Raw genomic sequence first — 23,494 nt, 5'->3', positions numbered from 1 at the left:
AGCGAGCGTTTTTATCATTATTTACACAACAAACGTACCCGACCAAAATAGTGCTGTTGCTTAAATATGATAATTTGCGATTAATTTCCCCCGGCCAAAGTGGATAATTTAATCGCAGCTTTTTTTACAGCATGTCCGGCCAAAGGCATGCTGTTTTTATGCCCGCCTAAAAGCTAAGGCATTTTTCATAACGCTTCTGTTGCTTCTCCGACCAAAAGTAGCAACGAAACATTATTCTATTATAACCGCTCTATTTTACTTATGCTATTGTTTTTTAGTGCTTGAAGTGGCGTACGCCTGTGAATACCATTGTGATGCCATATTCATTTGCCTTGTCAATTGATTCTTGGTCCTTGATTGAGCCGCCTGGTTGAATAATTGCAGTAATACCTGCTGCATGTGCCGCCTCCACTGTGTCGCCCATAGGGAAGAAGGCATCCGATGCTAAAGCTGCACCTCGTGCCTTCACACCCGCTTGCTCAAAAGCAATCTTCGCCGCGCCTACACGATTCATTTGACCAGCGCCCACACCTAATGTCATTTGGCTGTCTGCAACGACAATTGCATTTGATTTCACATGCTTCACTACAGCCCAGCCTAATTTTAAGGCATTCCATTCTTCCTCAGTTGGTTTACGGTCCGTTACTACATCGATTGTTGCATCATTAAAGCCGAAACGGTCTGGCTCTTGGACAAGCAAGCCGCCCTCTACGGATACGACATTGAATTGGTCTTGCTTCGCTTGTGAGAAATCAATTGTCATTAGACGGATATTTTTCTTCGCTGTCAAAATGTTCAATGCTTGTTCTGTAAATGAAGGTGCAATAATAATTTCTAAGAAGATGCCGCCAAGCTTTTCAGCTGTTGCTACGTCCACTTCCTTGTTTAATGCAATAATGCCACCGAAAATAGACGTTGGGTCTGCTTCATATGCTTTATTGAATGCTTCTTCAATCGTTGCGCCAGTGCCGACACCGCATGGGTTCATATGTTTAACTGCGACAGCAGCAGGCATCTCGAATTCCTTCACAATTTGCAATGCCGCATTTGCATCTTGAATATTATTGTAAGAAAGCTCTTTACCGTGCAATTGTTCTGCAAATGCAATTGAAAAGTCAGAACCTAGACGCTTTTGATAGAACGCCGCCTTTTGATGTGGGTTTTCACCATAGCGTAAATTTTGCTTCAATTCATAAGTTAAAGTTAGGCTTTCTGGGAAATCTTCCTCTGTTAAATAATTTGAAATGTATGAGTCGTATGCTGCTGTATGACGGAATACTTTTGCTGCAAGCTTGCGGCGTGTTTTATGCGTCGTTGCCCCATTTGCCTTAAGTTCTTCCAATACTTGCGCATAATCTGCTGCATCTACAATGACCGTTACATATTGATGATTTTTCGCAGCAGAACGTAACATTGTAGGTCCACCAATATCGATATTTTCAATCGCATCATCCAATGATACATTAGGCTTTGAAATTGTTTCAACAAAAGGATATAAGTTTACACAAACAATCTCAATTGGCTCGATTCCATGCTCATTCATTTGCGCTTGGTGTGAAGCATCATCAAATTTTCCTAAAAGGCCTCCGTGAATTAACGGATTCAATGTCTTTACACGTCCATCCAAAATTTCTGGAAACTTTGTTACTTCATCGACTGCTGTTACAGGTACATGATTGTCCTGTAACATGCTTTTTGTACCACCAGTTGATAAAATTTCATAACCTAATGCAACTAATTCTTTTGCAAATTCTAAAATACCTTCTTTATTCGAAACACTAATAAGTGCACGTTTACCCACGATAAAATCCTCCAATTTATAATCAATTATACCTCGGCTAACTCTCGTCCAAATTTCCCCGAGCCGACCTGCGACATCCGTGCAAGTTTAGCCAACAAGATGTCGGCCACCCAGTCATTATGTACGAGTGATGCTTTTAGACTGAGTTCCTTTCTAGTGGCAAGTATCCTACTATAGCCGATAAAAATGTAGGGGCTACCTTGCCGCGCAGCCCCGTCTTTTATTGAAATAACTGTTGCAGTGTAGCGGTGTATAATTTGTGCTCTGCTTTATGAATTCGCTCCTCTGTTTCCTCGCGTGACTCGGCAATATCTACTGCTATCTGTGCGATGATTGGACCTGTATCCATGCCTGCATCTACAAAATGGACTGTCACACCTGTTACCTTTACACCATGCTCAAATGCTTGTCCAATCGCATCTTTCCCAGGGAAAGATGGAAGTAAAGACGGGTGAATATTAACGATGCGGTTAGGAAACGCTGCTAATAAAGTTTCCCCAATTAAGCGCATATAGCCTGCTAAAACAATCCATTCAATCTTCTTTTCTTGTAATGCATCAATAATCGCCTGCTCATAATGGGCCTTTGAAGGAAATGTTTTCGGTGCTAGCTCTAGCACTGGGATGCCTAGCTCATTGGCACGCGTTACTACAAAGGCACCTGGTTTATCTGTTATGACTAGCTCAATTTTAGCATCTAGCTCACCGCGCTGAATGCTTTCTGCAATAGCTTGAAAATTGCTACCGCTGCCTGACGCAAATACTGCTATTTTCGTCATTACACTAAACTCCCGTCATGCTCACCGTTAAAAATCACGCCCTCACCCTTTACAACGCGACCGATTACATAGGCTTTTTCGCCATTCGCTTCAACAGCCGTAAGCACTTTGTCAGCATCTGCTGCTGGTACAGCAATAACAAAGCCAATACCCATGTTGAATACATTATATAAATCCTTATCAGCTAACTGACCTTTTTCCTTTAAAAATTCAAATACAGGCAATACTGGCCAAGAGCCTAAATCAACCTCTGTAGCTAGCCCTTCTGGCATCATACGTGGCAAGTTTTCATAGAAGCCACCACCTGTAACATGTGCACACCCATGTACATCCGCTGCTTTAATTGCTGCTAACACAGGCTTCGCATAAAGCTTTGTTGGCACAAGTAAGGCTTCACCGATAGGACCTAATGCCTCATAACCTTCTATTACTTGGTCTACTGCATAGCCATTGTCTGCAAAAACAATTTTGCGGACTAATGAATAACCATTAGAATGCACACCGCTTGAAGCTATCCCAACAAGCACATCGCCCTCAGCGATTTTTTCACCTGTAATAATAGCGCTCTTTTCACAAGCACCTACTGCAAAACCTGCTAAATCATATTCATCTTCCTCATAAAGACCTGGCATTTCTGCTGTTTCGCCACCGATTAATGCTGCGCCTGATTGCACACAACCATCTGCAACACCTTTTACGATTTGTTCAATTTTTGCTGGCTGCGCCTTGCCGACAGCTACGTAGTCTAGGAAATATAATGGCTCTGCGCCTTGTGCAACGATATCGTTGACACACATAGCAACACAGTCGATACCGATTGTGTCGTGCTTATCAACCATGAAAGCTAGCTTTAGCTTCGTTCCGACCCCATCAGTACCCGAAATTAATACAGGCTCCTTCAAGTTTAATGTAGACAAATCAAACATACCGCCAAAGCCACCAAACGTGCCCATCACACCTAACCGTTTTGTACGTTCAACGTGAGATTTCATACGCTTTACAGCTTCATAGCCAGCCTCTATATTTACACCTGCTTGTTCATATGCTTTCGACATGCGAAAAGCGCCTCCTTTGTTGGATTAACCGATGATTGAAAGCTGTCTTTATATGACTTCTCAAACAGCTCCATCCGCATTTTATTGACGTATTTCCCATTCAAAAAAGGACTGACTTTGTGGTTGCCCAAATTTGAAAGGGAAATACGTATTTCTTTTTAACTTAATAATTCTTTTTCATGTGGTAAAAGTGTATCAGGAAAAATTTCAGTTGGGTATTTCCCACTAAAGCAAGCTAGACATAAACCGCCATTTTCATCTTCAAATGGGCGAGCGATAGAATCAATCATGCCCTGCGCAGATAAAAATGTTAATGAATCTGCCTCGATAGCCTGTCTAATTTCTTCCACATTATGGCTTGCTGCGATAAGCTCTTCATGTGTCGATGTGTCGATACCATAGAAGCAAGGGTCTGTCATTGGTGGTGATGAAATAACAACATGCACCTCCGCTGCTCCTGCCTCCTTCAACATTCTCACAATGCGTTTTGATGTCGTTCCACGAACAATCGAGTCGTCTACCATGACAACACGCTTGCCCTTCACTACTTGAACAACCGGTGATAATTTCATTTTTACCCCGCGCTCACGCAATTCTTGTGTTGGCTGAATAAATGTGCGTCCTACATAGCGATTTTTAATTAAACCAAGCTCATATGGAATCCCACTCTCTTCCGCAAAGCCAATCGCTGCAGAAATACTTGAATCTGGCACACCTGTCACTACATCGCCCTCAATATGAGCACATTCTCTCGCTAGCTGTTTGCCCATACGTTTACGTGCCATATGAACATTAATACCATCAATATCTGAATCTGGGCGCGCTAAATATACATACTCCATCGCACACATTGCACGACCTTGCATCTCAACGAAACGGTCAGATGTGATACCTTGGTCATTAATAATTAGTAATTCCCCCGGTTCAATTGAGCGAACAAACTCTGCACCAATTAAATCAAAGGCAGATGTTTCAGAAGCAACAACCCAACCATCTCCAAGCTTCCCTAAAGATAATGGACGCAAACCATGTGGGTCTCTTGCAACAAGCATTTCTTCCTTCGTCATAATTAACAATGAGTAAGCACCTTTTAATAGGTTCAAAGCCTCTTTTACTTTAGCGCGAAATGGAGAGAGTTTGCTTTTCTTAATTAAGTGAGCCACGACTTCTGTGTCAGAGCTAGAATGAAAAATACTTCCTTGTCTTTCTAAATATTGCTGTAAATGACTCGCATTTACTAAGTTGCCATTATGGGCAATTGCTAGACTGCCAGTAGAAGAATGAAATAATAATGGCTGTACATTTTCAATGCCGCGCGCGCCACCCGTAGCATAACGCGCATGGGCAATTGCAGCCTTACCATTTATTCTTTTTAATTTATCTTCATTGAATACTTCGCTTACTAAGCCTTCACCTTTTTGAATACGAAGTCCTTCACCATCTGTTACAACAATACCAGCACCTTCTTGCCCGCGGTGCTGTAAGGCATGTAAACCGTAATAGCTTAGGTGAGCAGGATTTGAGTTGCCCCAAATCCCGAATACACCACACTCTTCGTTTAAGCCTCTGATTTCAGCAAGCATGGAATTGCTCCTTTCCAAGCAGAACGGAACTCTTCGACTGTCCCTTCCACAAGAGTGGCTGTTTCTCCATTAATTGTAATTTTTTCATCATTTGTTACTGTACCAATTTTCTTCGCATCTGCTACTGCTGCTTCAAAGCTAGCTGCATTTTCTGCTTTTACTGTCACGATAAAACGTGATTGTGATTCAGCGAATAATACTGTTGTTGCTGAACCTTGTAATGTTATATTCACGCCAAGCCCTTGCGCGGCAAATGTTTTCTCCGCCAGTGCTACAGCTACGCCGCCTTCTGATACGTCGTGCGCTGACTGTACTAAATTGGCACGAATCGCCTCTAATAATGCCTTTTGACGGGCAGCCTCAACTTCTAAATCAATTGCTGGTGCCTTACCTGAAATCTTGCCCTCAACTAATTTTTGTAGCTCAGAGCCACCAAATTCAGTTTTCGTTTCACCTATTAAGTAAACGATATCACCCGCTTGCTTCACTTCCTGTGTTGTCACATGCGCTAAATCTTTTACTAAACCGACCATACCAATTGTTGGTGTCGGGTAAATAGCCTCACCTGAACGCTCATTATACATCGACACGTTTCCGCCGATAACAGGTGCATCTAACGCTAAACATGCTGCGGCAATACCATCTGCTGACTTTTGTAGCTGCCAAAATACTTCAGGTTTCTCTGGATTACCAAAGTTTAAGCAGTCCGTAATCGCAAGAGGCTCTCCACCAGAACATACGATGTTACGTCCAGCCTCCGCTACCGCAATTTTACCGCCTGTTTCTGGGTCTAAGTAAATATAACGAGAATTACAATCCGCTGTAATAGCTAACCCTTTATTTGTTCCGCGCACACGTACAACTGCTGCATCCGACCCCGGTCCAACAACTGTGCTAGTACGTGCCTCAGAATCAAATTGACTATATGCCCATTCCTTAGAAGCAATTGTAGGAGTTTTTAATAATTTTACTAATGTTTCTTTATAATCTGTTACAGTAGGCTCAGCATTTTCCATCGCCTGATATTGAGCAAAATACGCTGGCTCAGCATCTGGCATATAATAAACTGGCGCCTCCTCGGCAAGAATATCTGCTTGTAACTCCGCTACTACCTCGCCTTTGTGTAATAAACGCAGCATTTTATCATCTGTCACGTGTCCAATTGCCACAGCTTCTATATCATGACGCCCGAAGATTTCCTTCACTTCGTCCTCACGACCGGCTTTAACAACAAGTAGCATACGCTCCTGTGATTCTGAAAGCATCATTTCATATGCTGTCATATTTTCTTCTCGCTGAGGCACTAAATCTAAATTCATTTCAACACCAGTACCCGCTTTTGAAGCCATTTCTGCTGATGAAGAAGTAAGACCTGCTGCACCCATGTCTTGAATACCGACTAAAGCGTCAGATTTTACAGCCTCTAAGCAAGCTTCCATTAATAGCTTTTCTACGAATGGGTCACCCGCTTGTACTGGTGAGCTTTTTTCTGCCGAATCATCTGCTAATTCAGAGGAAGAAGCCGTTGCACCGTGAATACCATCACGCCCAGTTGGAGCGCCTGCATACATAATTGTGTTACCAACACCCGCTGCTACACCGCGCTGAATATCTTTATGGTCAATTAAACCGACAACCATTGCGTTAACAAGTGGGTTACCTTCATAGCAAGGGTCAAACTGTACTTCCCCTCCTACAGTTGGCACACCAATGCTATTACCATAGCCTGCAATACCTGCTACTGCCTCTTTAAATAAGTATTTTACACGCTCTGACTGTAATTCACCGAAGCGTAAAGAATTGATTGCTGCGATTGGTCGTGCACCCATTGAGAAAACATCGCGTAAAATCCCACCTACACCTGTTGCTGCTCCTTGGTAAGGTTCGATAGCAGATGGGTAGTTATGCGATTCCATTTTAAATACAGCACCTTGACCGTCACCAATATCAACAATTCCCGCTCCTTCACCAGGACCTTGTAATACTTGAGGGCCAGTTGTAGGGAATTTACGCAATACAGGTTTTGATTTTTTATAAGAACAGTGCTCAGACCACATGACAGAAAATAAACCGATTTCTGTCCAGTTTGGTTGACGACCAAGCTTTTCTACAGCTAAATCGTATTCCTCATCTGTCATACCCATATCTGCATAAATACGCTGCTCTTTAATTTGTTCTGGAGTTGGCTCGAAATTATTTGTTGACATGTTGTTCCCTCCACTGCTTTACAATTGATTTGAATAATTTTAATCCATCTGTACCACCGATAATTTGCTCTACTGCACGCTCCGGATAAGGCATCATCCCTAGTACATTTCCTCGTTCGTTTACAATACCCGCAATGTTTGCTAAGGAGCCATCTGGATTATTACCTGAATAAGTGAAAACAATTTGATTGTTTTCTTTTAATTTCGCTAACGTTTCCTCATCACAGTAGTAATTACCATCTTCATGTGCAATTGGAATTGAAATAATTTCTTCTGCTTCGTATTCATTCGTAAATAATGTATTATTATTTTCAACCTTTAATTGAACTGTACGGCAAATAAAGTTAATTCCTTTATTGCGTAATAAAGTTCCCGGTAAAATGCCTGCCTCAGTTAAAATTTGAAACCCGTTACTTACTCCTAGCACCGGCTTACCTTGTGCTACAAATTCCTTTAAAGCCGGAATAATATTTGACTGAGCAGCTAGTGCACCTGGACGTAAGTAGTTGCCATAAGACGCACCCCCCGGTATTAATAGAGCGTCGAAGCCTGCCAATGATGTTTCTTTATGAGAAACATACTCTACTTCTTCCCCCAATTGATCCTTGACCGCATGATACATGTCTAAATCACAGTTTGAACCTGGAAATACGAGTACTGCAAATTTCATAGATTAGGCCTCCTCGATTTCGTAGCGATAGTTTTCCATAATTGTATTTACTAATACCTTTTCACAAGCTTCCTTCACAATTGTGTCAATGTCACGATCCGTATCAGCAATTGTTAGTTCTAAATATTTTCCTACACGTAAACTTTGTACTTCCTCATAGCCTATTTGCTTTAAAGTATTGCTTGCTGCAGTTCCTTGTGGCTCAATAATACTTTCCTTTAACGTTACGTAAATTTTCACTTTTTTCACTGTTGTTTCCTCCCATTTATCTTGAATATAATGATTTACCTATGCTGGCAATGCTTACTACACATCATCAGCCCAAATTTCTGCACCTTTTATTTCTTGTAAGGTTACCTCAATATCATCTGTCATAATCGTAACATGTCCCATTTTCCGATTAATCTTCGCTTCAGCCTTTCCATAAAGGTGAACAGACCAGTTTGGATATTTAGCTATTGAATTCGTTAATGGAATAATATGCTGTCCTAAAACATTAATAGAAACTGTTGGCGCCCATAGCTTCGGCTCACGCAGTGGCCAGCCACATACCGCTCGTATATGCTGTGCAAATTGAGAAATATTACACGCCTCAATTGAATAATGCCCAGAGTTATGCGGTCTTGGTGCTAGCTCGTTAATCACAAGCTCCCCATTTTCTAAAACGAACATTTCAACAGCTAATGTACCAACTAAATTTAGAGAATCTGCTATTTTTGTAGCTGCCTCTGTAGCTTTTTCATAAGTTGTTTGCGCAATACGCGCAGGGACAATTGTTTCATGTAAAATGTGATTAACGTGAATATTTTCTCCAACAGGCAAGCAACATGTTTGCCCTTGTCCATTTCGTTGCACAATTACAGAAATTTCTTTCTCAAAAGGGACAAAACCTTCTGCAATGCAAACAGAATGTTCGAATAACTCTTCTGCTAATGATAAATCAGCCGTCGATTTTAATAGCTGCTGACCTTTCCCATCATAGCCTCCACGAGCAGTTTTCACGATACATGGAAAGCCAATTTCGTCAATTTTCGCCACGAGCTCAGCGTAGCTCTCTGCAACAACATAAGGAGCAACTGGACAGCCTGCCTCTACAATTGCTGCTTTTTCCGTTACGCGATTTTGCGTAATGCGCACAAGTTCAGCGCCTTGTGGTACATAAGCAATTTGTGTTAATCGCTTTAAACCTTCGTAATCAATATTTTCAAATTCGTAAGTGATGACATCACTTACTTCTGCTAACTCCTCAAGTGCCGCCTCGTCGTCATAAGCTGCCACAATGCGAATATCAGCAACTTGTCCACAAGGTGAATCCATGGCTGGCTCTAAAACAGCAATTTTAAAGCCTGCTTCCTTCGCTGCTAAAGCCATCATACGTCCTAATTGACCGCCACCAATAATACCGATTGTTTGCCCTGGATAAATAACTTTTGTCACTGTAATTCACCTGTGCTTTCTAGCACCTGCTCTTTAATCACTTCGCGGCGCTTTTCTAAACGCTCTGCTAGCGCTGCATCTATTATTGATAAAATTTGTGCTGCAAGTAGACCAGCATTCGTCGCCCCTGCTTTACCAATCGCCACAGTTGCAACCGGTACACCACCTGGCATCTGGACAATTGATAATAAAGAATCAAGACCATTTAATGCTTTGGACTGTACTGGCACACCAATTACTGGTAATGTTGTTTTCGCAGCTACCATTCCTGGTAAATGCGCTGCACCACCAGCACCAGCAATGATTACTTGAATCCCTCGTCCACGGGCTGCCTCTGCATATTCAAACATTAAATCTGGTGTGCGATGTGCTGACACCACCTGCTTTTCATAAGGTACTTGTAGCTCATCCAATATTTCGCATGCATGCTTCATTGTTTCCCAATCGCTAGAACTTCCCATAATAACGCCAATCTTTGGACTCATCATCTCGCACTCCTTAAATTTTAATAAAAAATCCTCGAATAGTTTGCTTTCTATGTACTAGAAAGCAAACTACTCAAGGATCGAATAATAAAAGAATCTGCTTTCTTTTTATATCATTCTAAAATTGAATAGTTGCTTCCCAACATAGTCCGGAATTTACGGTACCGGGTAGAAACACTAAAGCCATATCCTTTAGCATATATGCGGGTAAAATGTTTTCCTGTTCACATTTTAACAAGCCTTTTCTATAAAATCAACGCAAAAATGCGAACGATAAATTTTCAGAAAACATTAATGTTCGGAATTAACAACTATTCGTTTCGTAGTATACCTTTAAATTGAATTTTTTGGCGCAAATAGGTTGGTTGCCCATCCACTAAATGAAACATTGGCTCTTCTTTCCTTCCACCTATCGAATAGCCATCTCGCTCCATTCTCTCTAGGCATTGCTCAATTGTTTCACCTTCCTGCACCTCATACCAAACCTGCTTTTTTGACAATGTTGTTCATCCTTCCAATCGTCCATCTACTATCTCTACTATAGCATGAATGAGCATGAAATTTTGTCAAATGTTTGTCACTTCTTTAAGTAGATGCTCTATATATGCTTTATCAATTGATTTTCCCTTTGTTTTATAGAGGGCATCTTTATAAATAACTGTCTCCTCATCATGAATTGCTAGCTGCTGTGCTATCCCTTTGTCCGTATAAATTGTGATACTGTAATGATACCCTTTTAAATCTTTGGCAGACTGCTCTTTTTGAATTGTAATATCAGTTAAATTCAAAAGGATTTGTGAAATTTGCGCCGCATTCGTTACTTCCGTTTTTTCACCAGTAAATCCATTCGTTATTTCGATTTTCAATACTTCCTTTTCTTCAACTTTTAACAACTTCTGTGGAATATAAGAAACACCCATCATAACAGTAACTACACATATAAGTAGTATACAGCTCGCTACTATTTTTCTTTTCACTTTCAGCGCCTCCTTTTCCTATTTGACGCGCAATATTAAATTTCGTTTCAAATGGAAATACTTTAAGGAACTTATCCATACGAATAACGTCTATATGATTCATTAAAGAAAATGGAGATTTACTATGCAAAAAAGAACAAAACCTAAAATGAAAACTTGGAAAAAGGTTGTATTATTTTTAATGGCCTTTTTAATAACTGGAGCAGCTTGCTACGGGGCATTCACATATTTCTCCTTCCAAAAAGCTGTTGAAAAAATGCAAGCACAGGAGCATCCTAATAATAATGAAGCAATTATTTCAGATAAGCTCCCACATATCGACCCTTTTTCCGTTTTATTGTTAGGAATTGATGAGCGAGAGTATGATGTCGGGCGAAGTGATACGATGATTGTCGTCACAGTAAATCCAGAGCAAAAAACTGTTAAAATGCTAAGCATACCACGTGATGCACGCGTTGAAATTATTGGCAACAACACGGTCGAAAAAATTAATCATGCCTACGCACGCGGTGGCATACCAATGTCAATTGCTACAGTAGAAAACATTTTAAATATACCGATTGATTATTATGTCGCCATTAATATGGAAGGCTTTTTACAAATTATTGACGTATTAGGTGGAGTCACAGTTAATAATGATTTGGATTTATCTCATCGTCAATACAGCTTCCCGAAAGGTGAAGTAACATTGGATGGCGAGGAAGCACTTATCTTCACTCGCATCCGCTATGAGGACCCACGTGGTGATTTTGGCAGACAATTACGCCAAAAACAATTAATTCAGGCGATTGCTGAAAAAGCAGCAAGCCCCTCTACTTTATTTAAGTTAAATGATATTTTTGATGTACTAGGCGATAATGTACAAATGAATTTTCCAATGAATAATTTATACCAATTGCAGAAACTTTATGCCAATTTAAACAAAGACATCGATCAGCTACAATTTGAAAAAGGAGACGGCCAGCGCATCGATACGCTTTGGTACTATATATTTGATGAGCAGGAGTTAATAGATATAAGCAGTAGCCTACAGCAGCATTTAGAGATTGAATAATTATAAACAAACCCGAACAATTTGATTTGTTCGGGTTTTTGCGAAGAAAGAAATAATATTGCTGAAATTTTACCTTAATTAATTTTTTAAATATTATACATAAAAATAATATACGGAATAGTTAAGTTGATTTCCAAATCCATCTAGCCTCAACATTACCAAAGACCTGTATTATATTAATTAATAATACCCAATGAAATTTCCAAATAAATTTGGTCTAGTTCATCAAAGGTTGCATAAGCATATAAATGAGATTGATTTATTATATGTTTGGGGTGAATGTTAAGATGGATATGAATAAACCGTCGTCTGGAAATAATAAACCCATTAATGAAAATAGTAAAAACATACAATTGGAGCAGTTTCGTATAAAAAATACAGGAAAGCCTATGACGACAAATGAAGGGCTGAAAGTATCTAATGATGAACAAATTTTAACAGCCGGTGAACGCGGACCTTCATTGCAGGAGGACTTCCATTATTTCGAAAAAATGACTCATTTCGTTCGCGAAAGAATACCTGAAAGGGTTGTTCACGCAAGAGGATATGGAGCACATGGTGAATTTGAATGTTATCAATCAATGAAGCCATTTACAAAAGCAGGATTTTTGCAGGAACCTGGAAAGAAAACACCTCTTTTTGTTCGTTTTTCGACGGTACAAGGTGGTAGAGGCTCGAAGGACACTGCAAGGGATTTACGATGTTTAGGTGTTAAGTTTTATACAGAAGAGGGAGTTTATGATTTAACTACAATTGCCATGCCTATACTCATAAACACTGATCCGATGAAGTTTCCAGACGTTATACATGCATACAAACCCGAACCGCGAAGTGACATCCCAACAGCTGCCGGTGCACACGATAATTTTTGGGATTATGTAGCTAATAACCCGGAGGCACTTCACATGACTTTATGGGTTATGTCACCTAGGGGGATTTTAAGAAGTTATCGAATGATGGAATCTTGGTCAATTAATACGTATCTATTTGTCAACGAACAGGGATTAAAGACCTTTGTAAGATTTGTTTGGAAGCCTGTGCTTGGCGTTCACTCACTGCTTATGGATGAGGCTCAGAAAATTGGGGGTATCGACCCAGATTTCCATCGCCGTGACCTGAGGGAGGCCATTAATCGTGGTGCTTATCCCGAATATGAATTGGGTGTTCAAATGATTGCACCAGAGGATGAGTTTAAGTACGATTTTGATATTTTAGATCCTTCCAAGTTCTGGCCAGAGGAGCTTATTCCTGTACATCTTATCGGGAAAATGACTTTAAATAAAAATGTAGATAATTTTTTTGCAGAGGTGGAACAAGTAGCATTTAACCCTGCAAATGTAGTACCTGGAATTGATTTTTCTAATGACCCCGTTTTGCAAGGAAGATTAATTGCTTATCAAAGTGCCCAATATCATCGACTTGGGGGAGCGAATTTTCAGGATCTCCCTATAAATCGTTCATTATGCCCGTTTCATAATAATCAACGAGATGGTTATATGAGGTATCGTATTGATGTGGATCAAGTGAATTACCACAGAAACTCAATAGCAAATAACACGCCATACACAACTCCCCCTAAAGATGGCGGCTATGCCCATTACCCAGAAAAAGTAGAAGGACACGTCACACGCCAGCGCAGTGAGTCGTTTTTTGATTTCTTTACACAGCCGAGAATATTCTGGAATAGTTTGACCTCCATTGAAAAACAACATACTATAGATGGATTAAGTTACCAAGTTGGTAGCGTTATCAGAGCATCCGTTCGTCAGCAAGTTGTTGATTTGCTTGTCAATGTTGATCAAGAAATGGCTTATATTGTTGCAGATAATGTTGGTGTAAATCGTCCAAGCGGAACCCAAGTTCCAGTTTCAACGAGTTACCCCTCCCTAAGTCAGAGTAATACACCTAAATATGCCTATACACAAAAAGTAGGAGTTTTAATTGGTAATGGATTTAATGGCCAAGAAGTAACAATCGTGCTCAATTTCCTACAAAATAATGGTGTTTTCTTTGATATTATAAGTGAGCAGCTTGGTACAGTTACTGGAAATGATGGAACAAAAATTAAAGTGAATAAAACATTTCTCACATCTAGCCCATATTTAGTCGATTCAATTTATATCGTCGGTGGGAACTCCGAATATCAAGTAAAATTCATGCGTGACGTTTCTGATTTTGTTCAAGAAGCATATAAACACTATAAACCAATTGGTGTTGCCACGACTGGGCAAACTTTTATACAAACATCGAAAAATAATAATTTAGCTGGAGTAGTATTTGCCGCAAATAATCCAAATTTCGAAAGGGAGTTTGTCACTGCTATCGCCCACCAGCGCTTCTGGAATAGGACATAATGACCTTATATCAATAGAGAGGCTGTTATAGATATAACAGAGAAGGCGTCTTAAAAGCAGTGTATTACCTGCTTTTGAGACACTCCTGTTTTTAAAGATAGCTTGGTTATAGCATAATAATTATTATTACAGTAATTGGCTCTTTTACAAATCCAGCATACTTCAAAGGCTAATTGAGAAATTCTCTTTATTATAGAGTATTTCATATATGAAGAATATGTTATTAATGTATTTTAAGATTCTATCAATAAGTTTTGTTTTTTTATCAATGCATTTTTATGTGCTATCAGCAAGTAGCTAAAAATAGGTCACTATTTAGCAATCGCTTGATAATAGACAGTAAAAGCAGATATTTTAAGTTTATAGATAAGCACGATAGTTAGTTATTCCATGTTTTTCGAAGTTTATTCCATGTTTTTCGAAATTTATTCCACGTTTTTCAGCTTTTATTCCATGTTTCCTAAAATTTATTCCATGTTCGCTCTTTTTCTTCCTAAAGACTTCCTCTTTTCCATACAAAAAATTTACTAAGTTATCAGTGGTTTGTCTTGTGAAGCAATGTCCTACTCTCACAGGGGGCATCCCCAAGCACTTTAACGCAGCACAGCTGAGCCGCGGATTCCTTCGTTGTCCGCGTCGCTTGCGGTGCTCATGTGCGTTGCACATTCCGCTCCGCGCTCCTTGGCGCCTCGGACTCCTTGCTCTTCTGCACTTCTTGAGCTTGTATTCGATTAAAAGTGTTTTGCAATTGTTTACCTCCAATCACGCGCCGAGCTGACCTTCGGTCTTTGGTAGTTGGGGGCTTCTTTTCCATATAAAAAAACCACTGATTCCTCAGTGGTTTTGATTGCGAAGCAATGTCCTACTCTCACAGGGGCGCCCCCAACTACCATCGGCGCTTCAACTCAGTACAGCTGAGCCGCGGATTCCTTCGTTGTCCGCGTCGCTTGCGGTGCTCATGTGCGATGCACATTCCGCTCCGCGCTCCTTGGCGCCTCGGACTCCTTGCTCTTCTGCACTGCTTCGGATTGTATTCGATTAAAAGTGTTTGCAATTGTTTGCTTGCAATTACGCGCCGAGCTGACCTTCGGTCTTTGGTAGTTGGGGGCTTCTTTTCCATACAAAAAACCACTGATTCCTCAGTGGTTTTGATTGCGAAGCAATGTCCTACTCTCACAGGGGGAAGCCCCCAACTACCATCGGCGCTAAAGAGCTTAACTTCCGTGTTCGGTATGGGAACGGGTGTGACCTCTTTGCCATCATTACTTCACTTGCACGTGGATGTGCTGGCGTCTAAGTTACCACAGGATGTGGTGCTTTTAGTAGACGTTCCTTACTCAGCTTCCAATCTACTGCGCTACTCTTCGTCAACTGCACTCGCTCATTCAGTCATGTACTTTAGTACATTCCTTCAATCGCTCCTTTGTTTCCTCGATTAGCTTGTGTCTTGAAATCCTTGTTTTTAGAAAGTGTTTGTTCTTTCAAAACTGGATAAACGAACATTGAAACAAGTTTTAATTGTGGTTAAGTCCTCGATCGATTAGTATTCGTCAGCTCCATGTGTCGCCACACTTCCACCTCGAACCTATCTACCTCATCGTCTTTGAGGGATCTTACTTACTTGCGTAATGGGAAATCTCATCTTGAGGGGGGCTTCATGCTTAGATGCTTTCAGCACTTATCCCGTCCATACATAGCTACCCAGCGATGCCGTTGGCACGACAACTGGTACACCAGCGGTATGTCCATCCCGGTCCTCTCGTACTAAGGACAGCTCCTCTCAAATTTCCTACGCCCACGACGGATAGGGACCGAACTGTCTCACGACGTTCTGAACCCAGCTCGCGTACCGCTTTAATGGGCGAACAGCCCAACCCTTGGGACCGACTACAGCCCCAGGATGCGATGAGCCGACATCGAGGTGCCAAACCTCCCCGTCGATGTGGACTCTTGGGGGAGATAAGCCTGTTATCCCCGGGGTAGCTTTTATCCGTTGAGCGATGGCCCTTCCATGCGGAACCACCGGATCACTAAGCCCGTCTTTCGACCCTGCTCGACTTGTAGGTCTCGCAGTCAAGCTCCCTTGTGCCTTTACACTCTACGAATGATTTCCAACCATTCTGAGGGAACCTTTGGGCGCCTCCGTTACCTTTTAGGAGGCGACCGCCCCAGTCAAACTGTCCGCCTGACACTGTCTCCTACCCCGCTAAGGGGCACGGGTTAGAATTTCAATACAACCAGGGTAGTATCCCACCGACGCCTCCTTCGAAGCTGGCGCTCCGAGATCTCTGGCTCCTACCTATCCTGTACAAGTTGTACCAAAATTCAATATCAAGCTACAGTAAAGCTCCACGGGGTCTTTCCGTCCTGTCGCGGGTAACCTGCATCTTCACAGGTACTATAATTTCACCGAGTCTCTCGTTGAGACAGTGCCCAGATCGTTACGCCTTTCGTGCGGGTCGGAACTTACCCGACAAGGAATTTCGCTACCTTAGGACCGTTATAGTTACGGCCGCCGTTTACTGGGGCTTCAATTCATAGCTTCGCTTGCGCTAACCACTCCTCTTAACCTTCCAGCACCGGGCAGGCGTCAGCCCCTATACGTCACCTTACGGTTTTGCAGAGACCTGTGTTTTTGCTAAACAGTCGCCTGGGCCTATTCACTGCGGCTCTCATGCGCTTGCACGCTCAAGAGCACCCCTTCTCCCGAAGTTACGGGGTCATTTTGCCGAGTTCCTTAACGAGAGTTCTCTCGCACACCTTAGGATTCTCTCCTCGACTACCTGTGTCGGTTTGCGGTACGGGTACCTCCCACCTCGCTAGAGGCTTTTCTTGGCAGTGTGAGATCAGGAACTTCGTCCATACGGACTCGTCATCACAGCTTGGCGTTAGAGTGTGCGGATTTGCCTACACACACGCCTTACTGCTTGAACAGAGACAACCAACGCTCTGCTTACCCTACCCTCCTGCGTCCCCCCATTGCTCAAACGGTGGGGAGGTAGTACAGGAATATCAACCTGTTATCCATCGCCTACGCCTATCGGCCTCGGCTTAGGTCCCGACTAACCCTGAGCGGACGAGCCTTCCTCAGGAAACCTTAGTCATACGGTGGACAGGATTCTCACCTGTCTTTCGCTACTCATACCGGCATTCTCACTTCTAAGCGCTCCACCAGTCCTTCCGGTCTGACTTCAACGCACTTAGAACGCTCTCCTACCACTGACATCGTAGATGTCAATCCACAGCTTCGGTGAATCGTTTAGCCCCGATACATTTTCGGCGCAGTGTCACTCGACCAGTGAGCTATTACGCACTCTTTAAATGATGGCTGCTTCTAAGCCAACATCCTGGTTGTCTAAGCAACGCCACATCCTTTTCCACTTAACGATTACTTTGGGACCTTAGCTGGTGGTCTGGGCTGTTTCCCTCTTGACTACGGATCTTATCACTCGCAGTCTGACTCCCGTGTATAAATATCCGGCATTCGGAGTTTGTCTGAATTCGGTAAAGCGAGATGCCCCCCTAGTCCAAACAGTGCTCTACCTCCGGTATTCTCCATCACGAGGCTAGCCCTAAAGCTATTTCGGAGAGAACCAGCTATCTCCAGGTTCGATTGGAATTTCTCCGCTACCCACAGCTCATCCCCGCACTTTTCAACGTACGTGGGTTCGGGCCTCCAGTAAGTGTTACCTTACCTTCACCCTGGCCATGGGTAGATCACCTGGTTTCGGGTCTACGACAACGTACTCCTTCGCCCTATTCAGACTCGCTTTCGCTGCGGCTCCGCTTTCTCAGCTTAACCTTGCACGTTATCGTAACTCGCCGGTTCATTCTACAAAAGGCACGCTATCACCCATTAACGGGCTCTAACTACTTGTAGGCACACGGTTTCAGGTTCTCTTTCACTCCCCTCCCGGGGTGCTTTTCACCTTTCCCTCACGGTACTGGTTCACTATCGGTCACTAGGGAGTATTTAGCCTTGGGAGATGGTCCTCCCGGATTCCGACGGAATTTCACGTGTTCCGCCGTACTCAGGATCCACTCTGGAGGGAATGAACTTTCGACTACAGGGCTTTTACCTGCTCTGGCGGACCTTTCCAAGTCGCTTCATCTACTTCATTCCTTTGTAACTCCGTATAGAGTGTCCTACAACCCCAAAGAGCAAGCTCTTTGGTTTGGGCTTTTCCCGTTTCGCTCGCCGCTACTCAGGGAATCGAATTTTCTTTCTCTTCCTGCAGGTACTTAGATGTTTCAGTTCCCTGCGTCTGTCTTCCATACGCTATGAATTCACGTATGGATACTATGCTATTAAACATAGTGGGTTTCCCCATTCGGAAATCCCCGGATCAAAGCTTACTTACAGCTCCCCGAGGCATATCGGTGTTAGTGCCGTCCTTCATCGACTCCTAGTGCCAAGGCATCCACCGTGCGCCCTTAATCACTTAACCTATTCAGCTTTCAATACACATCGTATGACTGCGTCAGCTTCATTCACTCTGTCAGTCACGTACTTAAGTACGCTCCTTCTATCGCTCAATCGCTTCCTTGTCCTACTCGTGTCTTGAAACCTTCATGTTAGTTACAACTTATCTCATAAAAGAAATAAGATTTAAGAACTTACACGATCAATTACTTGATCTATTTAAAACTTGTTACTTTCAATGTCGTTTTATCCAGTTTTCAAAGAACAAATAGGCTACCTGCATTTGCTTCCTCGCGTATTTGCGACGAGTAACCGCAGGAGCACAATAAGAAGTATTCATCCGTTGATGAACCTTCAAAACTGAACAGCAATCCGTGAATGTTATCTCCGTAGGAGATATTCCGAAAATATCCTTAGAAAGGAGGTGATCCAGCCGCACCTTCCGATACGGCTACCTTGTTACGACTTCACCCCAATCATCTATCCCACCTTCGGCGGCTGGCTCCAAAAGGTTACCTCACCGACTTCGGGTGTTACAAACTCTCGTGGTGTGACGGGCGGTGTGTACAAGGCCCGGGAACGTATTCACCGCGGCATGCTGATCCGCGATTACTAGCGATTCCGGCTTCATGTAGGCGAGTTGCAGCCTACAATCCGAACTGAGAACGGTTTTATCGGATTAGCTCCCCCTCGCGGGTTGGCAACCGGTTGTACCGTCCATTGTAGCACGTGTGTAGCCCAGGTCATAAGGGGCATGATGATTTGACGTCATCCCCACCTTCCTCCGGTTTGTCACCGGCAGTCACCTTAGAGTGCCCAACTGAATGATGGCAACTAAGATCAAGGGTTGCGCTCGTTGCGGGACTTAACCCAACATCTCACGACACGAGCTGACGACAACCATGCACCACCTGTCACCGTTGTCCCCGAAGGGAAAACCATGTCTCCATAGTGGGCAACGGGATGTCAAGACCTGGTAAGGTTCTTCGCGTTGCTTCGAATTAAACCACATGCTCCACCGCTTGTGCGGGCCCCCGTCAATTCCTTTGAGTTTCAGTCTTGCGACCGTACTCCCCAGGCGGAGTGCTTAATGCGTTAGCTGCAGCACTAAGGGGCGGAAACCCCCTAACACTTAGCACTCATCGTTTACGGCGTGGACTACCAGGGTATCTAATCCTGTTTGCTCCCCACGCTTTCGCGCCTCAGCGTCAGTTACAGACCAGAAAGTCGCCTTCGCCACTGGTGTTCCTCCAAATCTCTACGCATTTCACCGCTACACTTGGAATTCCACTTTCCTCTTCTGCACTCAAGTTCCCCAGTTTCCAATGACCTTCCCCGGTTGAGCCGGGGGCTTTCACATCAGACTTAAGAAACCGCCTGCGCGCGCTTTACGCCCAATAATTCCGGACAACGCTTGCCACCTACGTATTACCGCGGCTGCTGGCACGTAGTTAGCCGTGGCTTTCTAATAAGGTACCGTCAAGGTGCCGCCAGTTACTACGGCACTTGTTCTTCCCTTACAACAGAGTTTTACGATCCGAAAACCTTCTTCACTCACGCGGCGTTGCTCCATCAGGCTTTCGCCCATTGTGGAAGATTCCCTACTGCTGCCTCCCGTAGGAGTCTGGGCCGTGTCTCAGTCCCAGTGTGGCCGATCACCCTCTCAGGTCGGCTACGCATCGTTGCCTTGGTGAGCCATTACCTCACCAACTAGCTAATGCGCCGCGGGCCCATCCTGTAGCGATAGCAAAACCATCTTTCAACTTTAAAACATGGGTTTTAAAGTATCATTCGGTATTAGCCCCGGTTTCCCGGAGTTATCCCCATCTACAGGGCAGGTTGCCCACGTGTTACTCACCCGTCCGCCGCTAGCGTTACTTCGGTGCAAGCACCAAAGTAACACTCGCTCGACTTGCATGTATTAGGCACGCCGCCAGCGTTCGTCCTGAGCCAGGATCAAACTCTCCATAAAAAGAATTTGAGTAAGCTCAAATTTGTATCTGTCGCTTCGCTTTCGATACATTAAAACATTTGCTGGCATCTTCATTCGATGTCCAAAATTGTGTTTCATCTATTCAATGAAACTTTATTCATTCACGTCTTGCTTGTTCAGTTTTCAAGGTTCATGTGTCGTTTTAAGCGACTGCTTAATATATTAAAACAAATAAATCTATTTGTCAACGACTTTTTATTTTTGTTATGCGTTTGTTTCGCAACAACGTTTATTAATATACACCTATATCATTCTATATTGCAACCATTTATTAAAAGAAAAAATATTCAGATTTTAATGCCGATAGAAATATTTAGTTTCTTCCTATTTATATAAATCGTAGTAAAGTAATTTCCCTTGTCAAATCTGTACAGTTTGATTCTTTGACTTCGGTACGATTACATCAATTATTTCTAATATATTTAGAAAACGCATCTTCAAAATCTATCATAAATTCCTTCGTACTTTAATTTGGCTGTATACAAAATTAGTCCTCTGTATAAATCGAGCTACAGCAGCCAATAAAAAAGAATAGCTATTACTAACGATGGGAAAGACATGATTAAAAGATTTTCTATACTATTATCACGCTGCTTGCTTCTTTCCCTTGTATCTGCTGTTTGATTAGCTCGCATGCGATCGCCACTAATAAATGCACCTGATAACAACATACTAATTATTAATAAAATTAATCCTACTCCACCAGCAAACCCTACTATCTTTTGTGTGCCTCCTGAAATAAGTGCCACAATTACTGCACCAACAGCTATTAGAACACCGTAAAAGAAGTACTTTCTTTTCAACCTCATCCCTCCATTCTTTGTTATTAATGTTATACGCAAACAACTACATTTTGGTTTCACCTTTAGATGCAAAAAGCTACCCAAACGCATTATTCGTCTGAGTAGCTAAGGTATTAATTATTAATGAGCCGCTGTCGCAAGGTAAAGTAAGAAGATTAAACCGAATACATACATTAATGGGTGAACATCTTTTGCTCGACCTTTAACAATCATTGTTAATGGATAAAATACGAAACCAATCGCTACACCTGTTGCGATAGAAAATGTTAAAGGCATCATTAACATCGTAAAGAATGCTGGTACAGCCACCTCGAATTTTTCCCAATCAATTTTACCAAGTGATGCAACCATTAAAACACCTACAACAATTAAAGCAGGAGCTGTTACGGCAGTAGTGACAACACTTAATAGTGGTAAAAAGAATAAAGATAACAAGAATAGTACACCTGTTACGATTGAAGCAAAGCCTGTACGAGCACCCGCAGCAACACCAGACGAAGATTCAACGAATGAAGTAATTGTTGATGTACCGAAAATAGAACCGATGATTGTTGCAATTGAATCAGAAATTAACGCTTTACCAGCACGTGGCAATTTATTATCTTTTACGAAGCCCGCTTGATTCGCTACAGCCATTAATGTACCTGCGTTATCAAAAAAATCTACAAATAAGAATGTTAAAATTACTGAAAGCATTGATAATGTGTAAAATTCAGCATCACCAAACGCTGAGAATAACGCTCCAAATGTTGGCTCAATTGATGGAGGTGCTGCTAGAATGCCTGATGGCAACTCCACTAAACCAAAAATCATACCTGCGATTGCAGTGATGGCCATCCCTAAAAATACACCTGCTTTTATACCACGAACCAAGAAAACAACCGTAATGATAATACCGAAAATCGCCAATAAAACTTGTGGGTCTGTTAAATTACCAATCCCAACAAATGTTGCAGGATTAGCAACTACGATGCCAGCATTTTTTAAACCTATGAATGCAATGAATAAACCGATACCTGCACCAACAGCTAATTTAAGCTCTAATGGAATAGCATTAATTAATTTTTCACGCAAACCTGTTAATGTTAAAATTAAGAAGAATACACCTGATACAAATACGGCAGCTAATGCATGTTGCCATGGGCTACCATTCGTTAAAATTACCGTATAGGCGAAGAATGCATTTAAACCAAGACCCGGAGCCAATGCTAATGGATATCTTGCAAAAATCCCCATAATAAATGAACCGATAGCTGCTGCAACTGCTGTAGCAACGAATACTGCCCCATAGTCCATACGAAGTGCTTCTGGTAAATTTGGAATATCATCAAGCGTTAATGTTAATGGATTGACAATTAGAATATAAGCCATCGCCAAGAATGTTGTAAACCCACCAAGAATCTCTCTACGGTAGTTTGTTCCAAGTTTATCAAACTCGAAATATTTTTTCATTGTGAATTGCGCCTCCGTTAATCGTCTATAATCCTTGGAAATAAAACCAACTAAAGAGACATGCCATTTCCACAAAAATGACATGTCTACGAATAAAGTATATGTATATTACAATACAAATCTACTTACATCGTAGTCAAATCATTTACGGTGATTTGGTAGAAACTCGCGAGCCTATTCCCGCTATTATACGACGACGTTATTTAATTTACATTCAATAATATATCATCTCATTTTTCATTTTTCAACTCATTTCCGAACATTTCACCAATTTATCTTTATAAAGTTCGTGAAAACGCATTATTTTTATTTTCAAATCCAATTATTTCAAACATTAATAATGAACAATCCCTTTTCATTTTTATTTTCTTACTATTTAATCTGCATTTTCCTGCATACTATATAGTAAGAAAAGCCCTATG

15 protein-coding genes, 3 rRNA genes and 2 riboswitches are annotated in these 23,494 nt (G+C 42.1%); of the genes, 2 read left to right on the top strand and 16 right to left on the bottom strand.

Annotated elements, in window-relative coordinates; genetic code table 11:
• Window positions 1-274: 274 nt before the first annotated feature.
• From purH to MHB51_RS14825, 11 genes are all read right to left on the bottom strand, one after another.
• Window positions 275-1,801 carry a bifunctional phosphoribosylaminoimidazolecarboxamide formyltransferase/IMP cyclohydrolase gene (gene purH / locus MHB51_RS14875; RefSeq protein ID WP_066164560.1) on the bottom strand — a complete coding sequence of 509 codons (1,527 nt, stop codon included), beginning with the start codon at window positions 1,799-1,801 and terminating at the stop codon, window positions 275-277.
• 220 nt (window positions 1,802-2,021) lie between these two features.
• Window positions 2,022-2,579: a phosphoribosylglycinamide formyltransferase gene (gene purN / locus MHB51_RS14870; RefSeq protein WP_066164556.1), complete on the bottom strand. Its 558-nt coding sequence runs from the start codon at window positions 2,577-2,579 to the stop codon at window positions 2,022-2,024.
• Window positions 2,579-3,634: a phosphoribosylformylglycinamidine cyclo-ligase gene (purM, locus tag MHB51_RS14865; protein WP_066164554.1), complete on the bottom strand. Its 1,056-nt coding sequence runs from the start codon at window positions 3,632-3,634 to the stop codon at window positions 2,579-2,581. Before purM ends, purN begins: the two co-directional genes overlap by 1 nt.
• 158 nt (window positions 3,635-3,792) lie before the next feature.
• The gene (purF, locus tag MHB51_RS14860; protein ID WP_066164946.1) at window positions 3,793-5,217 is read right to left on the bottom strand and encodes an amidophosphoribosyltransferase; all 1,425 of its coding nucleotides are present in this window, start codon (window positions 5,215-5,217) and stop codon (window positions 3,793-3,795) included.
• Window positions 5,193-7,424 (bottom strand): phosphoribosylformylglycinamidine synthase subunit PurL, encoded by a 2,232-nt coding sequence (gene purL, locus MHB51_RS14855; RefSeq protein ID WP_342558477.1) that lies wholly within the window; start codon window positions 7,422-7,424, stop codon window positions 5,193-5,195. The genes purF and purL overlap by 25 nt, the downstream gene beginning before the upstream one ends.
• Window positions 7,411-8,094 carry a phosphoribosylformylglycinamidine synthase subunit PurQ gene (gene purQ, locus MHB51_RS14850; protein ID WP_342558476.1) on the bottom strand — a complete coding sequence of 228 codons (684 nt, stop codon included), beginning with the start codon at window positions 8,092-8,094 and terminating at the stop codon, window positions 7,411-7,413. The genes purL and purQ overlap by 14 nt, the downstream gene beginning before the upstream one ends.
• 3 nt (window positions 8,095-8,097) lie before the next feature.
• Window positions 8,098-8,343: a phosphoribosylformylglycinamidine synthase subunit PurS gene (gene purS, locus MHB51_RS14845; protein WP_342558475.1), complete on the bottom strand. Its 246-nt coding sequence runs from the start codon at window positions 8,341-8,343 to the stop codon at window positions 8,098-8,100.
• A gap of 57 nt (window positions 8,344-8,400) precedes the next feature.
• Window positions 8,401-9,531: a 5-(carboxyamino)imidazole ribonucleotide synthase gene (gene purK / locus MHB51_RS14840; RefSeq protein ID WP_342558474.1), complete on the bottom strand. Its 1,131-nt coding sequence runs from the start codon at window positions 9,529-9,531 to the stop codon at window positions 8,401-8,403.
• Window positions 9,528-10,016 carry a 5-(carboxyamino)imidazole ribonucleotide mutase gene (gene purE, locus MHB51_RS14835; RefSeq protein ID WP_066164539.1) on the bottom strand — a complete coding sequence of 163 codons (489 nt, stop codon included), beginning with the start codon at window positions 10,014-10,016 and terminating at the stop codon, window positions 9,528-9,530. Before purE ends, purK begins: the two co-directional genes overlap by 4 nt.
• Before the next feature lie 125 nt (window positions 10,017-10,141).
• Window positions 10,142-10,241, bottom strand: a riboswitch (purine riboswitch).
• An 86-nt stretch (window positions 10,242-10,327) separates the two neighbouring features.
• Window positions 10,328-10,516, bottom strand: coding sequence for an NETI motif-containing protein (locus tag MHB51_RS14830; protein ID WP_066164536.1), 189 nt, complete (start codon window positions 10,514-10,516; stop codon window positions 10,328-10,330).
• A gap of 66 nt (window positions 10,517-10,582) precedes the next feature.
• The gene (locus tag MHB51_RS14825) at window positions 10,583-10,993 is read right to left on the bottom strand and encodes a hypothetical protein (protein WP_066164534.1); all 411 of its coding nucleotides are present in this window, start codon (window positions 10,991-10,993) and stop codon (window positions 10,583-10,585) included.
• A 124-nt stretch (window positions 10,994-11,117) separates the two neighbouring features.
• On the opposite strand from MHB51_RS14825, the gene MHB51_RS14820 reads away from it, so the two are divergent.
• Together MHB51_RS14820 and MHB51_RS14815 are read left to right on the top strand one after the other, a co-directional pair.
• A complete protein-coding gene (locus tag MHB51_RS14820) occupies window positions 11,118-12,047 on the top strand; it encodes an LCP family protein (RefSeq protein ID WP_342558473.1) in 930 nt (309 codons plus the stop codon).
• A 287-nt stretch (window positions 12,048-12,334) separates the two neighbouring features.
• The gene (locus MHB51_RS14815) at window positions 12,335-14,401 is read left to right on the top strand and encodes a catalase (RefSeq protein WP_342558472.1); all 2,067 of its coding nucleotides are present in this window, start codon (window positions 12,335-12,337) and stop codon (window positions 14,399-14,401) included.
• Between the two features lie 1,154 nt (window positions 14,402-15,555).
• On the opposite strand, the gene rrf is transcribed toward MHB51_RS14815, so the two are convergent.
• From rrf to MHB51_RS14790, 5 genes are all read right to left on the bottom strand, one after another.
• A 5S ribosomal RNA gene (gene rrf, locus MHB51_RS14810) occupies window positions 15,556-15,671 on the bottom strand.
• A 250-nt stretch (window positions 15,672-15,921) separates the two neighbouring features.
• Window positions 15,922-18,849, bottom strand: a 23S ribosomal RNA gene (locus tag MHB51_RS14805).
• A gap of 392 nt (window positions 18,850-19,241) precedes the next feature.
• A 16S ribosomal RNA gene (locus tag MHB51_RS14800) occupies window positions 19,242-20,796 on the bottom strand.
• The 16S, 23S and 5S rRNA genes sit together here, the layout of an rRNA operon.
• 530 nt (window positions 20,797-21,326) lie before the next feature.
• On the bottom strand, window positions 21,327-21,620 hold the full coding sequence (locus MHB51_RS14795; RefSeq protein ID WP_342471813.1) for a DUF5316 family protein: 294 nt from the start codon (window positions 21,618-21,620) through the stop codon (window positions 21,327-21,329).
• Window positions 21,621-21,740: 120 nt separating this feature from the next.
• Window positions 21,741-23,072 (bottom strand): NCS2 family permease, encoded by a 1,332-nt coding sequence (locus tag MHB51_RS14790; RefSeq protein ID WP_066165844.1) that lies wholly within the window; start codon window positions 23,070-23,072, stop codon window positions 21,741-21,743.
• Window positions 23,073-23,185: 113 nt separating this feature from the next.
• A riboswitch (purine riboswitch) is annotated at window positions 23,186-23,286 on the bottom strand.
• Window positions 23,287-23,494: the final 208 nt, after the last annotated feature.

It is taken from the genome of Metasolibacillus sp. FSL K6-0083 (assembly GCF_038630865.1).
Classification (GTDB): domain Bacteria; phylum Bacillota; class Bacilli; order Bacillales_A; family Planococcaceae; genus Metasolibacillus; species Metasolibacillus fluoroglycofenilyticus.
This window is presented reverse-complemented; position numbering and strand designations above follow the sequence as displayed.

What these genes read in the sequence shown, in the direction of transcription:
- purM (WP_066164554.1), bottom strand. Translation starts at nt 3,634, where the DNA reads ATGTCGAAAGCATATGAACAAGCAGGTGTAAATATAGAGGCTGGCTAT.
- MHB51_RS14790 (WP_066165844.1), bottom strand. Translation starts at nt 23,072, where the DNA reads ATGAAAAAATATTTCGAGTTTGATAAACTTGGAACAAACTACCGTAGA.
- purL (WP_342558477.1), bottom strand. Translation starts at nt 7,424, where the DNA reads ATGTCAACAAATAATTTCGAGCCAACTCCAGAACAAATTAAAGAGCAG.
- MHB51_RS14815 (WP_342558472.1), top strand. Translation starts at nt 12,335, where the DNA reads ATGGATATGAATAAACCGTCGTCTGGAAATAATAAACCCATTAATGAA.
- purE (WP_066164539.1), bottom strand. Translation starts at nt 10,016, where the DNA reads ATGAGTCCAAAGATTGGCGTTATTATGGGAAGTTCTAGCGATTGGGAA.
- purF (WP_066164946.1), bottom strand. Translation starts at nt 5,217, where the DNA reads ATGCTTGCTGAAATCAGAGGCTTAAACGAAGAGTGTGGTGTATTCGGG.
- MHB51_RS14820 (WP_342558473.1), top strand. Translation starts at nt 11,118, where the DNA reads ATGCAAAAAAGAACAAAACCTAAAATGAAAACTTGGAAAAAGGTTGTA.
- purN (WP_066164556.1), bottom strand. Translation starts at nt 2,579, where the DNA reads ATGACGAAAATAGCAGTATTTGCGTCAGGCAGCGGTAGCAATTTTCAA.
- purQ (WP_342558476.1), bottom strand. Translation starts at nt 8,094, where the DNA reads ATGAAATTTGCAGTACTCGTATTTCCAGGTTCAAACTGTGATTTAGAC.